Raw genomic sequence first — 12387 nt, 5'->3', positions numbered from 1 at the left:
CGTGCCATGCTTTGTGAGTGAAGTGTGTGTCTGTTGATACTGAGTAAACTTCTACGCCGCGCTCTTGAAGCTCCGCGTAATGGTCAGCTAGGTCACCAAGCTCAGTAGGACAAACGAATGTGAAATCTGCTGGGTAGAAGAAGAATACAGCCCACTTACCTTTCACGTCTTGCTCTGTGATTTCTACGAAGTCGCCTTGTTTGAATGCAGTTGCCGAAAATGGCTTGATAGTCGTGTTGATCATGATTTTTGCTCTCTCAAGTTATTCTTTTTTAAAAGGTAATGCGCTTTGCTGCGCCGATATGTGTATATTGCAACGAGAGAGTACTTTTGAAAATTCGACTGTTCCTATCTATTCAATTGATAATTCCTATTAAAGATTTTTTATGGTCAGGGAATAAGAGCTACAATCACAATGGCCTTTCTTTGCGAGAATGTGTACAACGAGGTGTCCTGTCTATTGAACATCCCCAGTGTAGTGTCGATAAAGAAAAAGCCGCGTACTTTAGCCAACCTCATCATAATGAAACTATGAAAGTACTGCCGCTTCCTAGCGCAGATTTGACCTCTAGTGTGCCTTCTAAGTTCTCCACCATAGCAAGCGCCAACGATAAACCAAGACCATACCCTTCGATATTGCTGCGACTACTGTCGACTCGATATAAGCGCTCAAAAATCAGGTCTTGAAACTGTCGTTCAATACCAACACCGGTGTCCGTAACGTTGATGGCTACTCGTCCACTATTTTGAGTAGAAGCTTCTATGGAGACGCTTCCCTCCTCCGGCGTATACTTAATGGCATTATCGACCAAATTCACCAAAATCTGCGTGAGCTTGTCAGGATCAGATTGAATCACTATTCCTTTAGGACAATGAACAGCCAATCGTATGTTCTTATCGTCTGCAATATCTTCATACCAACTGCGCACTGTCTCTATCACTTGCCCGACATCGGTATTCACATTTTGCTGAGTTCTTTTACCCATGAGTTCATCATTTAGCTTCATCAATGCGGTCAACATATTACTGGCCTGTGTCGCATATTCTGCACAATCAGAGAGCGCATCTTGCATCATTTTCGGGTTACTACCATCAAGCAGCGCGGCTTGGGAAGACAGCGTAATGCGGGATAGCGGCGTTCGAACATCATGTGCAATCGCATCGACCGTCGTATTCAATGTTGTCGTCGTGTGTTGAAGGCGTGTAATCGCCTCTTGCACGCTACTGCTAATCACACTAAGTCCTTCTGGAGATTCTGCTGGCGTCTCGGTGAGGTCGAGTTTTCCACGCTTAACTTTGTCTAGTAAATCACCCAGAGTGACAAGTGGCGTCATCGCACTGCGAATTATTCTCCTTGTAAATAACGCCGTGATGATCACAATGACTACCAAGGCATAGAACGTCATTAGCCACTTTTGAGTAGCAATGAAATAACGTTGTTCGTTATCAAGTACTAACCAAAAGTCTTGTACATCTCCCTTAATTTTAATTGAAATGTAAGGACTAAGAATAAAGCTGTTAATCCATGACTTGCCTGCTGTTGTATGTGCCTCAAGATCGATATTGAGAGGGAGGTACCAATCACCGGCCACATATTTTGGTTTGCCCCCCCCATGCTTGTCCACCGCGTAAGCCGCAATATTATTGTCAATCAAACGATGAGGGTTTGCTTTGAGAACATGTGTCAACTGCTCGGCAGAGTCGTAGGTCAGTATCCGCTGATATTCAGAAGCCATGGAGGTCAGTATTTTTTTTTCGGCTCGATAAAGATCAAAGAAGAAGAGGGCGCCAATCGCCAGTTCAACGAGCAATAAACACAATAGCATCAGAAACATAAACCGTAGCAATAACGTATTTTGTGCTTTGCTGAGCGCTCTCTCAATATTGTGACTTGAGGACATAACCCACCCCTCGCAAAGTGTGAATCAATGGACGTTCAAAGCCCTTATCTACTTTACTTCTCAAACGGCAAACCAATACATCGACAACGTTGGTTTGCGGGTCAAACTGGTGTCCCCATACTTGCTCCAGAATCGCGGTTTTAGAAATCACAGTTTCTGGTCTCTCTAGCATTAACTTTATCAAGATAAACTCACGCTGATTTAATTGGATAGTGGTATCTCCGCGCTTGAGTGAGTGCTTGAGCAAATCTAGAAAAAGATCTTGGTATGTAAGTTCAAGAGGTTGAATTAGGCTGTGCTTGCCTCGCCTAGATAGAGACTGACAACGGGCAAATAACTCCGGAAATGCGAATGGTTTCACTAAGTAATCATCTGCACCGCTTTGGAGTCCCTGTACCCGTTCTTCAACCGAGTGTTTCGCACTCAGTATAAGTACAGGGGTCGCGTGCCCTTCACCTCTCAACTGAGCAAGCACCTGAAATCCATCTTTTAACGGCAACATTAGGTCTAAAACGATGACATCATACGATTCGGATAATGCGGCATGGAGTCCATCAACCCCATTTACTGTATGTGTGATAGAGCATCCCTCTTGATGAAAGCCATTCACAAGAAAGCGAGCTATATACGCATCATCTTCAATCAAAAGTATCTTCATTAATCATCCACTATATTATGCATTCACTCGCTTTGGTCGGCTTACTCTAACAAGAACCTTTCATAAATATAACCAACATTACACTTTTGTAATGTTTAAGAAACTCCCCAGTAATGGACGCTCCATTACTATGGTGGCGTTGAATAAAACAATGTCTTAACGGAGTAAACATGAAAACAACGAAACTCACCACACTAGCAGCAACCCTCGGCTTTTTTTCACTTTCTTTCAATGCAGCTGCTGCAGACAAAGCGCAAACCATATCGGTCAATCAAATCTCATCGAAATCAGCGTTTGCGCTTGCTCAAGAAGCCGTAAACCAATGCGAAGCCGATGGCTATAAAGTGTCGGCGACGGTAGTTGACCTTTCTGGTAACGTAATTGCACAGCTTCGTTCGGATGGCGCAGGTATCCACACGCTAGATAGTTCACGTAAGAAAGCCTTCACGGTCGCCAGCATGAAGCAACCTTCAGGCAACTTGATGAAGCTCATTGCGGATAAACCGATCATGCAACCACTACAAAATATGGATGACAACCTGTTGTTCTTAGCTGGTGGAATTCCGGTTCAACTTGATAATGTGATAATCGGTGCGATCGGTGTTGGTGGCGCTCCTGGTGGTCATCTTGATGTAGTTTGTGCTGAAAACGCAATTAAGAAGTTCTTCTAAAAAGAATCACTTACAACACAAATATCAAAACACGCATTTGGCTAGGAATGCGTGTTTTTTCGTTTTTATGAAATAGAATCGACTTTGCTACGGTCTGCTCTATTCAACGTATCACCAATTTGCTGTTTACTAAAACGTGAATCACATTCGGGGAAGATTATGTGGATCAAAAAGAATCATCGCTGGGCTCTGTCTGAAAACGAAGCAACGCCGGAGTCTATCTACAAAGAGCGTCGAGACATACTAAAGAAGCTCGGTATTGCTGTCGTCGGCATGCCTATTGCGGCCAATGCCCAAGCGGGCATACTGGATATCTTTTCTTCCGATGAGAAACCCATTACTGACAGTCGAATTGATCTCAGAGCCACTAAACCACAACAATACCAAGCCGACCTTTCGTTAACGCCAGAAAGTAAGGTTCTGAAGTACAATAACTTCTATGAGTTTGGCACTGATAAATCCGACCCTGCAAAGAACTCGTCTGAATTTGTGACAGACCCATGGACTGTGAAAATCGACGGGCTGGTCAACAACCCAATGAAACTCGACTATGACGACATCTTTAGTAAATTCACGTTAGAAGAACGCATCTATCGCCTTCGCTGTGTGGAAGCATGGTCAATGAACATTCCCTGGATTGGTTTCCCACTTGCGGACATCATTAAAATGGCCGACCCAAAAAGCAGCGCTAAATATGTTGCTTTTGAAACCCTCTATGACCCAAAACAGTTCCCTGCTCAAGGCTCATTTAGCAGCATTGAATATCCTTATGTCGAAGGACTTCGTCTCGATGAGGCGATGAATCCTCTCACTCTAATTTCGGTTGGTTTATACGGCAAAACACTCGCCCCACAAAATGGCGCCCCACTGCGACTGGTTGTGCCATGGAAGTATGGATTCAAGAGCATCAAATCGATTGTTCGTATTCGCCTCACCGACCAAGAGCCACCAACGACGTGGAATCGTCTGGCTCCTAATGAATATGGCTTTTACGCCAATGTGAATCCTAATGTCGACCACCCTCGTTGGAGCCAAGCCAGTGAGCGTTTCATTGGGGAAGGCAGTGTCCTCAGTACTCGCAGACAGCCAACCCTCATGTTCAACGGCTATGAAGAAGAAGTGGCGCATCTATACAAAAATATGGATCTGAGGAAGTTCTATTGAGAAAGCTAACGCCTAAAGCGGTCATCGCGCTAAAAGTCGTCATTCACGCTGTATCATTGGCATTTTTGGCGCTGCTTGTCATTGCTATTAATACCGACAACCTAGGTGGCGATCCGGTACAAGGCATCATCCATTACACCGGTATTAGCGCGCTGAATACCTTGTTTATCACTCTGCTGGTTTCTCCTTTGGCAAGATGGACTAAACAAGGTTTGCTTCTTCGCGTACGACGGCTATTGGGACTGTACAGCTTCTTTTGGGCGGCGCTCCATTTGGTTGCCTTCGCGACGCTGGACTTAAGGTTGGATTGGAGCTTATTGGCCTCTGAGATTGTTAAACGTCCATACCTTACCGTCGGTGCGGCAGTGTGGGTGATTTTGCTGCTTCTTGCAGTCACGTCCACCCTAGCAATCCAACGTAAAATGGGCGCAAGATGGCAAAAACTGCATAACTGGGTCTATTTAGCTGCCATCTTGGCACCGATTCACTTTTACTGGTCGGTAAAGTCAGAAGTGGCTGAACCTACTATCTACATCGTAATCGCTATAGGTCTACTTCTCGCCCGTTGGAAGACATTGAAACAACGAGTGTTTCGAAAAATGCTATCCAGTTGAGCGATTGATGATTCTTAGACTAAGCTGAATATGCAACCAAGGCATTAATCTAAGAGGCGCTCAATGGTAGATTCAAACCAATCCCCACAAGCTCAGTTCCTTTCAAAAGGATGGAAGTATTTTGTTACTGTAGGCATCGTCGTTTCCCTCGCGGGTATTGGAGCGATGGCGTTACCTGTATTTGCTGGTGTCACCATCTCAACCATTATCGGTGCCGTACTCTTGTTTAGTGGGCTTGTGCAGGCTTATCACACCTTTTCGATAAATGCGTGGGGACAAAAGCTGTGGTATGTCTTAAGCGCGGTACTCTACATAATCGGCGGTTTATTCATTCTGTTTAAGCCGCTTGCAGGGCTGGTCACTATTACTATGTTGATGGTGTTAGTGATGATATTAAACGGACTGACACGAATCTTCTTCGGGCTCGCCAATCGCAGTCTTCCAAGTAGTGGCCTCATCATTTTTAGCGGACTTCTGTCCGTCATAATAGGTGGTTACTTCTTCACGTTACTTGAAGACCCCGCTTTCTCCACTTCATTGCTGGGTACTTTCATTGGCATTTCTTTGCTAATTGAAGGAGTCAGTTTTGTGTTTTTAGGTATGAAGTTAAAACAGCTAAGCAACTAAAACTGGAAACTAGATAGCGAGCGGAATAGCTTTTACATCGTCTAGGTTAAGCTGGTCGAGTTACTTTTGACATTGTAGTATTGAGTGAATACATATGACGCGGGATACCAGCCCAGATGGATGATAACCTATTAAGAAGGCTAGACTTTAATACACTAAAGCTGCTAAAAGTCCTTGGTGAAGAACGCAACACCAAACGCGCTGCCGACCGCATGTTTTTATCACAGCCTGCGGTCAGCAAGCAGCTTAAAAAGCTCAGGGAAGAGTTTGCCGATGAGCTGTTTATCCGCAAGCAGTATGGATTAGAACCCACACCCTATTGTTTGGAGCTGCTGGAAAAGCTGCCTGCTCTGTTCGAGCTATTGGAAGATCTATTCTCTAGAAATCAACAATTCAATCCAGCGTTGTATACAGGTGACATTAGCATCGCCATTAATACCACTCTATACAGACCAGTATCACGACGCCTGTATCACCACCTCCGTCCTTTGCTGCCTAACGCTACGCTCAAAATCATCAACTGGGGGCAAGATACCGAGCACGATCTTAAGCTTGCACGCCTTCATATTGGCATCAATTACTTACCGCTAGATATCTCCAAACAGGTGATACAGAAAAAACTGACTCATTGCTTTTTCAAACTAATTTGTCGAGACGGGCATCCAGTCCTTGAAACACAAAGAACCACACAAGATATTGGACAATACCCACTCGCATTGCTTCAGCTTCCTGACTTCAATAAGAAAGAGAACTTAATTGAAACCAAACTGCGAGAAGTCGGAATTACGCCGCAAGTCGGGCTTAGAGCGGACCAACTCAGTATCTGCCTACATGTCGTTGCTCAAACCGATTCGATCTTGCCTTGTGTCGACATTTTTGATGCTGATTTACCGCAAGGGACTCAGTTCTTCTCAGCTCATAAAGAACACCAACTAGGCAGTGATATTGGTGCCTTGATTCCAAGCAAACTCTCCAATGCTCCACTGGTGAAATGGTTATATAGCGAAGTTCGCACCGTATTTGAACAACAGGAAAAGACTGAGCAAGAGCATTAATACCACAAACCCCACTGCAAACTAGTTTCCGTAACTGGCTCATCTACAGTGGGGCGTAAAGTATCAGCGTGGTTGTACGCTTAATTAATTACCATAGTTAAACGTCGCTTTAGGAACCATCAAACTTTCTAGCTCGGTTCCCTTGTAGATAATACTTTGCGCAGTATTACCTGCTAGACCCTCTTGAGGTAGGTAATAGCGGACTACAAAGTAATAGTCCTCTCCATCGACCACTGGCATCCAATAAGTCCCATTTTCAGGGTTGTCGCTTGAGAAAGTAATGGTGACATTTCCTTCATCGTCTGGCGTAGTATTGCCACCAGCCCATACTTGACGATCAGACCCACCTATCGTCGCTGGGTCCAGCGGTAAGCGCGTCTCATCAGAATAACGCGTCACCGACCAGAACTTACCCACCGCTTGGTCATGAGGCATGGTCAACACAAAATCTTCTGAACCATTCAACTGCTTACCTTCAGGCGTCATTGGAATTAGCTCATAATAAGCGTGCTCAGCAGGGAATCCTAAGTGACCTAAATGAGTCAACAGCGAACGACGTCGCTCATCAGCAAGGTCATCAGCATGTCCTGGGTGCTCAAAACCGGATAAGTTATTCACCACCAAACCAGATGTCCCTAATTCGTGTACGTAATTGCGAACCTCATTAAGTCTTTGTTTATCAAAGCTGTCATCGGCAATAATGGTTTGCATATTAGTGTGCGTTTGTGCCCAACCATCTGAAATCTCATCGGCAAACTTAATTACAGCATGAATATTGTTGCGATCTGGCAACGCAATCTCAGACTTCGGTGCAAGGTTGTTAACCTCAATCTGTTTACGCCAAGCATCGGCAACACCACTATCACGATACTCAAATGTCTGGACACGAATGAAAGAGAAAATAAGGTCGTCTTTCACCGCAATCGTATCGATATAATCGCCTTGAGGAATCGTATAGTCAGCGCCTTCTCGTACGATTAGATAAGTACCTCCAACTTCTGGTGTCACTTCGTGATAAACCGAGAAGTGCTCCGCATCCACTAAGTGCAGAGACGCGTAACGCTCTGATTCACGAGGGGGGACAATCAACTCCACGGGACCTGCTGTCACATCCAGCATCGCTTTGCCATAAATATGGTCCAGAGCAGGGGTAATCACATCCCATGTATGGTCCGCCAACCCTGGGAACTCAAAAGTATTCACTCCATTTTGCTGCATAAACGCCACCATATTTTCCATATGGTGGTAGACACGTTGACCCGTGAGTTCTGCATCCGTAGGGGTGGTATCTGCGGCGCTGACCAGAGAGCCGAAAGACAAAGATGCCACTAATAAAGAGAGTGTTGTTTTTTTCATCGTCATACCTATAAAACCGTTTGTGATTGCCTTAGCAATTCATTGGATTGTCGTCTTGGTGAGTTGTAAGAAAGCCAGAGCTAGAATTGGTAGTTGTATTCCACTCTAAAATCCGTGCCTTGTAGCACTTCACCAAAGTTCCAGAATGCTCGCAGGTTACTTCGGTTGTTCAGCTGATAGCTCGCCGCTATTTCATGCTGCCAACCATAAAAGTTACTGAAAGACTCCACTCCACCAAGTTGAGTGGTGTACATCGGGTTGTAGTTCAGCCAGAGATCATCGGTAATTTCGATTTTTGAGTAGAAACCCACTAGGGCAAAACTCGAGGGGATGGTGTAACCAATGGAACCGTCATAATCAGGGCTCGGTAGAATCAAGGACGAATGAACATCCGCCACATTAATGCCAACTCCCGCAAGTGGATAAAACTGTACAGCGCCCATTTTTGGTAACGCTTGAATCAAGGAATAGGAAGCTGAGCCTACTTTGTTGTCAAAGTCCCAGCTAAGATCAACTTGAGAGCCCAGTCCACTATTGATGTCGACGTTAAAATGTCGATATCGTAGTGAGTCGAAACTATCATCCCCCTTTAACCCCAAACTGTCTGCAGCAAACCCTTTTGCTTCTAGTACATGCATCGCCATAGTTGAGTCATTATTGGTGTCGTAAGCCTGACCAAACTTAAAGTTGATACCTTTATTGGTCACGCCCATACCCGCTTGAGAATACACTGCTAGTGGGTCAGACATATCCTGATATTCATCTGCCGTTACTGAAGCTGACGTTAAAGAGACCAATGCTGTTAAAATCATCCAACTCAGCGGACTTTTTGCTGTTTGTAAATTCATAATTACTCTTATTTATTTCAAAAGCCCTCCTTAGCAAAAACAAATTGTGGAACTTAATAACTCATTATTTTCAAGCGATTAAGTTCGATAGACTCAGGCAAACCATATCTTCACCTGACAAAATAAATAATAAAACAGAGTGAACCAGCGTCTGAAATGACTCATTGAGCTTTAAATATTACCCAAAGTAATATCTAAGAATTAACCGTAGAATGGATATGCAGATGCGACGAACAACGTACAGCGACACGGATGATATCGCGCTTATTCGAGCATCTACAGATAATCAGGTAGGAAGAAAGTGGGTTACTGCATATTTTCAAAGTAAGCTAAAAATTCTCGAGTATCCTTTTGAAACAGCGGCAGCGCCATCGCAATTTGCTCGTCACTCCAGTTCCACCATGCTAGTGCCTCTAATCGAGGTCCGAAGCTGTCATCATCAAAACGGGGACGAAGGACTCGCGCCGGATTACCGACCACAATGGAGTAAGCAGGAACCTCTTTTGTCACTACGCTCCCCGCACCAATAATAGAGCCGTTACCTACTTTGACACCTGGCAAAATGATCGCACCATGACCAATCCAAACATCATGACCTATCACTACTTTGTCTTCTTCACGCCAACTGAACACTTCGTCATCCAATACCGATGGGTTATCTCCCAAACCGTATTTACCGGGGCGATAAGTGAAGTGGTGCAACGTTGGTCTCCACCATGGATGATTGCTTGGATTGATGCGCACAGCTGCGGCGATGGAAGTGAACTTTCCCACTTCGGTAAACATCAAATTGCAATCATTTTGAATATAACTGTAATCACCAACGGTGACGTTATTTAACACGCATCGCTGCGCAATCTCAGTCCAGCGACCCAGTTCGGTGCGATGTAATTGGCTACACGTTGAAACACTCGGCTCGGCAGAAAGGGTTGGCGATAGAGGCTGACTCATAGTTGGATCTCCTGTCCGTCATGAAGAAGCTGAAAGCTGTCAGAAAAGCACTGCGGGTGTTGTTTGGCCCAAAGCAAAACATTGTGACCTAAATGCATTAGGCCAATACGCTCAGGCTGGCATTGCTCAGCGATGTACTGCACTTGGTAGATATCGTTATGGTTATTGCTAAGTCTTGTATGCTCGCACTCGACAGGAGGAAAGCTGCAATCGGTCACAATCCAGTCCACAGAGCGCTGTTTAAGCCACTGCGTCGTCGCTTCTGGCAGCCCATTGGTATCGGTCAAATAAGCAATGCAACGGCCATTCAGCTCAAAGGCATAGCCTACACAAGGTCTAGAGTGGTTGAGGGGAAGTGGCGTTATGGTGATGTCTTGCCATATGAAGGATTGAAACGGCTGTGAACGCAGCGAGAAATCCAACACGCCGGGGTACTTGTACAAATCATCACACCCTTGTTCGTCCTCAGGTGAATGTACTGGAATACGCGCTCCCTTACCCCAACGAAGATCAAACAAACTGTGCACATGGTCCATATGAAAATGTGTTAACAGAATCTTATCGAACGACCCGGGTGGAAAGCGCTCAAGAAGATCGGGGGCATTGGCATCTAACAGTAGCTTACGACCATTGTGCTCAACATAAGCCGAGCTCTTTTCACGTCGCATTGCTCTATCCAGCCTTGCTTCAAGACATATTTCGCAGTCGCAGCCCCAAACAGGCACCATGGCACTGTTTCCCGTACCCAACATGACAAGCTTCATCGCGACTTCCCTTCAAGTTGAAAACGAATGTGGCGGAACTGCTTTGCGCTCGACTGCACGTCACCGCTGTTATCAATTGGGTAAAAACCCTCTTGTTTCGATAAGGTAAATTCGGTGGCGCGTTGTAACCTGCGTTCAATCTCTTCGCGAGATTCACGTCCTCGGTTTTGCAATCGAGCCCGCAATACATCCAGCTCTACATTAACCACAATAGGAACCAGATCTGAGCCAAAGCACTGCTGCGCTTGAGCCAATTCCGCACGCGAGCCATTCAGCAAAACCGAAAAGCCTTTATCTAGCCACACTTTCACTTCTAACCCCACACCGTAGCACAACCCATGGGCCTGCCAGCTCATGGCAAATAGCCCTTTTTGTTGCCTTGATAAATACTCTTGCTCACTAACGGCAACATGGTTTTCACCACCGGCACCAAAAGGACGCGTGATATAGCGGTGAGCAACAATAATATCTTCAGGATGATCGGCGCGAATGGCATCAATCAGGGTATCTTTGCCCGCACCTGAAGGGCCTACCACATAGTAGAGTTTGCCTTTGCGCTTTGTTGAGGCGTTGGCGTAATCCGCCGTAGATGAAAAAGAAGCATCCGAGGATGCTTCTAATAGTGTGTTATTGGTCATCGGCTAAAACACCTTTTTGCCTTGTCGCCATACACGAGCGACCAACGGATGCCCATCCACTTGCTTCGCTAGTACGAGGTCGGCACGCTTCCCTTCTGCAATAACACCGCGATCATCAAGGCTCAGTGCTTGCGCTGGGTTCTTGGTGACCAGTTGAACCGCTTGGGGCAATGTTAGGGCGTTACGCTCATCCCACGATAACTTGTAGATACCTTCTAGCAGACTCATTGGGTAATAGTCTGACGATAAAATGTCTAGTACACCGTGAGAGGCCAGTTCGTGCGCGGCGACATTACCTGAATGAGACCCTCCGCGAACCACATTGGGTGCGCCCATCAACACTTTCAGTCCAAGCTCATGAGAGCGTTTCGCCGCTTCCACTGTCGTAGGGAACTCTGCAATTACCATTCCTAAGTCTTTTGACTCTTGAACATGCGCCTTTGTCGCATCATCGTGGCTCGCCATTGGGATGTTGTGCTCTCGGCACTGACGACAAATTTCATTACGGTTTTGTGTCGACCAGCGCTCAGAGAGCTCAACTTGCTTCTTCTCAAACACCGCCATCTCACTGTCCGTTAGGTTGTGCTTGCCTTGATAGTAAGTGCGATACTTTTCTACATCCACAAACTGTCGCTGACCCGGCGCATGGTCCATCAGCGAAACCAACTGAACTTCCGGTAAATCCACATACTTCTCAAACATACCGACTGTGCTTTCGTGTGGCACTTCGCAGCGAAGGTGCAATAGGTGCTCTGCACGAGTCAGGTTACGTTTTTGACTATCCACTACCGTATTGATGAACAGATCCAAGTTAGTTTGACGTTTCTCATCTCGAAAATCACCCAGCGCCACTGCATCCAGTACCGTGGTAATGCCTGAGCCAATCAATTGAGTATCATGCGCACTCATTGCAGAGAAAGGCGGCCAATCCACTTTTGGTCTCGGAGTAAAGTACTGCTCTAGGTTGTCGGTATGCAGTTCAATAAAGCCCGGCATGAGAAAGTCACCTTCTCCGTCATAAGCGCCTGCCACCTGACTTTGTGAATCTGACATGCTAACGATTTTGCCGTCACGGAGCTCTAATGAGCCTTTTACTACTTCGTTCTCAAGAACCAAATTTACATTGGTGATAATCATGCT

The 12387-nt window shown here is 45.6% G+C and carries 14 protein-coding genes; 5 read left to right on the top strand and 9 right to left on the bottom strand.

The genetic code is table 11. From position 1 onward, the window contains the following. The 3 genes from AWH66_RS13920 to AWH66_RS13910 all read right to left on the bottom strand — a co-directional run. On the bottom strand, positions 1-244 hold a 244-nt coding region (locus tag AWH66_RS13920; protein ID WP_143081478.1), incomplete at its 3' end, for a redoxin domain-containing protein. A 274-nt stretch (positions 245-518) separates the two neighbouring features. Next, positions 519-1901, bottom strand: coding sequence for a sensor histidine kinase (locus AWH66_RS13915; RefSeq protein ID WP_063602910.1), 1383 nt, complete (start codon positions 1899-1901; stop codon positions 519-521). Further along, positions 1879-2559: a response regulator gene (locus AWH66_RS13910; protein WP_063602909.1), complete on the bottom strand. Its 681-nt coding sequence runs from the start codon at positions 2557-2559 to the stop codon at positions 1879-1881. Before AWH66_RS13910 ends, AWH66_RS13915 begins: the two co-directional genes overlap by 23 nt. 170 nt (positions 2560-2729) lie before the next feature. Between AWH66_RS13910 and AWH66_RS13905 the strand changes: the two genes are divergently transcribed. From AWH66_RS13905 to AWH66_RS13885, 5 genes are all read left to right on the top strand, one after another. Then, complete coding sequence (locus AWH66_RS13905; protein WP_063602908.1) at positions 2730-3230, top strand: GlcG/HbpS family heme-binding protein; 501 nt, start codon at positions 2730-2732, stop codon at positions 3228-3230. 159 nt (positions 3231-3389) lie between these two features. After that, the gene (gene msrP / locus AWH66_RS13900; protein WP_063602907.1) at positions 3390-4394 is read left to right on the top strand and encodes a protein-methionine-sulfoxide reductase catalytic subunit MsrP; all 1005 of its coding nucleotides are present in this window, start codon (positions 3390-3392) and stop codon (positions 4392-4394) included. Continuing rightward, positions 4391-5008 (top strand): protein-methionine-sulfoxide reductase heme-binding subunit MsrQ, encoded by a 618-nt coding sequence (gene msrQ, locus AWH66_RS13895; RefSeq protein WP_063602906.1) that lies wholly within the window; start codon positions 4391-4393, stop codon positions 5006-5008. The genes msrP and msrQ overlap by 4 nt, the downstream gene beginning before the upstream one ends. A 63-nt stretch (positions 5009-5071) precedes the next feature. Continuing rightward, the gene (locus AWH66_RS13890; RefSeq protein WP_006069768.1) at positions 5072-5635 is read left to right on the top strand and encodes an HdeD family acid-resistance protein; all 564 of its coding nucleotides are present in this window, start codon (positions 5072-5074) and stop codon (positions 5633-5635) included. A gap of 116 nt (positions 5636-5751) precedes the next feature. After that, positions 5752-6690 carry a LysR family transcriptional regulator gene (locus tag AWH66_RS13885; RefSeq protein WP_063602905.1) on the top strand — a complete coding sequence of 313 codons (939 nt, stop codon included), beginning with the start codon at positions 5752-5754 and terminating at the stop codon, positions 6688-6690. Positions 6691-6774: 84 nt separating this feature from the next. Here the strand turns inward: AWH66_RS13885 and AWH66_RS13880 are convergent, their stop codons facing one another. The 6 genes from AWH66_RS13880 to phnM all read right to left on the bottom strand — a co-directional run bounded on the left by AWH66_RS13880 (position 6775) and on the right by phnM (position 12384). Continuing rightward, a complete protein-coding gene (locus AWH66_RS13880; RefSeq protein WP_063602904.1) occupies positions 6775-8046 on the bottom strand; it encodes a DUF1254 domain-containing protein in 1272 nt (423 codons plus the stop codon). Between the two features lie 80 nt (positions 8047-8126). After that, positions 8127-8894, bottom strand: coding sequence for a hypothetical protein (locus AWH66_RS13875; protein ID WP_063602903.1), 768 nt, complete (start codon positions 8892-8894; stop codon positions 8127-8129). A gap of 306 nt (positions 8895-9200) precedes the next feature. Continuing rightward, on the bottom strand, positions 9201-9845 hold the full coding sequence (locus AWH66_RS13870; RefSeq protein ID WP_063602902.1) for a DapH/DapD/GlmU-related protein: 645 nt from the start codon (positions 9843-9845) through the stop codon (positions 9201-9203). Continuing rightward, positions 9842-10609: a phosphonate metabolism protein PhnP gene (gene phnP, locus AWH66_RS13865; protein ID WP_063602901.1), complete on the bottom strand. Its 768-nt coding sequence runs from the start codon at positions 10607-10609 to the stop codon at positions 9842-9844. The genes AWH66_RS13870 and phnP overlap by 4 nt, the downstream gene beginning before the upstream one ends. Then, a complete protein-coding gene (gene phnN / locus AWH66_RS13860) occupies positions 10606-11247 on the bottom strand; it encodes a ribose 1,5-bisphosphokinase (RefSeq protein WP_063602900.1) in 642 nt (213 codons plus the stop codon). The genes phnP and phnN overlap by 4 nt, the downstream gene beginning before the upstream one ends. A 3-nt stretch (positions 11248-11250) precedes the next feature. Beyond that, entirely contained in the window at positions 11251-12384 is a 1134-nt protein-coding gene (phnM, locus tag AWH66_RS13855; RefSeq protein WP_063602899.1) for an alpha-D-ribose 1-methylphosphonate 5-triphosphate diphosphatase, read from the bottom strand. Between the last annotated feature and the right edge of the window lie 3 nt (positions 12385-12387).

It is taken from the genome of Vibrio barjaei (genome assembly GCF_001639065.2).
Taxonomy (GTDB): Bacteria; Pseudomonadota; Gammaproteobacteria; order Enterobacterales; family Vibrionaceae; genus Vibrio; species Vibrio barjaei.
The sequence above is the reverse complement of the archived record's forward strand: the minus strand, read 5'-3'. Positions and strand labels throughout refer to the sequence as shown.

Excerpts from the sequence above, each read along its gene's own strand:
- phnM (WP_063602899.1), bottom strand. The coding sequence starts at position 12,384 with ATGATTATCACCAATGTAAATTTGGTTCTTGAGAACGAAGTAGTAAAA.
- phnP (WP_063602901.1), bottom strand. The coding sequence starts at position 10,609 with ATGAAGCTTGTCATGTTGGGTACGGGAAACAGTGCCATGGTGCCTGTT.
- AWH66_RS13885 (WP_063602905.1), top strand. The coding sequence starts at position 5,752 with ATGGATGATAACCTATTAAGAAGGCTAGACTTTAATACACTAAAGCTG.
- msrP (WP_063602907.1), top strand. The coding sequence starts at position 3,390 with ATGTGGATCAAAAAGAATCATCGCTGGGCTCTGTCTGAAAACGAAGCA.
- AWH66_RS13905 (WP_063602908.1), top strand. The coding sequence starts at position 2,730 with ATGAAAACAACGAAACTCACCACACTAGCAGCAACCCTCGGCTTTTTT.
- AWH66_RS13870 (WP_063602902.1), bottom strand. The coding sequence starts at position 9,845 with ATGAGTCAGCCTCTATCGCCAACCCTTTCTGCCGAGCCGAGTGTTTCA.
- phnN (WP_063602900.1), bottom strand. The coding sequence starts at position 11,247 with ATGACCAATAACACACTATTAGAAGCATCCTCGGATGCTTCTTTTTCA.
- AWH66_RS13915 (WP_063602910.1), bottom strand. The coding sequence starts at position 1,901 with ATGTCCTCAAGTCACAATATTGAGAGAGCGCTCAGCAAAGCACAAAAT.
- AWH66_RS13875 (WP_063602903.1), bottom strand. The coding sequence starts at position 8,894 with ATGAATTTACAAACAGCAAAAAGTCCGCTGAGTTGGATGATTTTAACA.
- AWH66_RS13890 (WP_006069768.1), top strand. The coding sequence starts at position 5,072 with ATGGTAGATTCAAACCAATCCCCACAAGCTCAGTTCCTTTCAAAAGGA.
- AWH66_RS13880 (WP_063602904.1), bottom strand. The coding sequence starts at position 8,046 with ATGAAAAAAACAACACTCTCTTTATTAGTGGCATCTTTGTCTTTCGGC.
- AWH66_RS13910 (WP_063602909.1), bottom strand. The coding sequence starts at position 2,559 with ATGAAGATACTTTTGATTGAAGATGATGCGTATATAGCTCGCTTTCTT.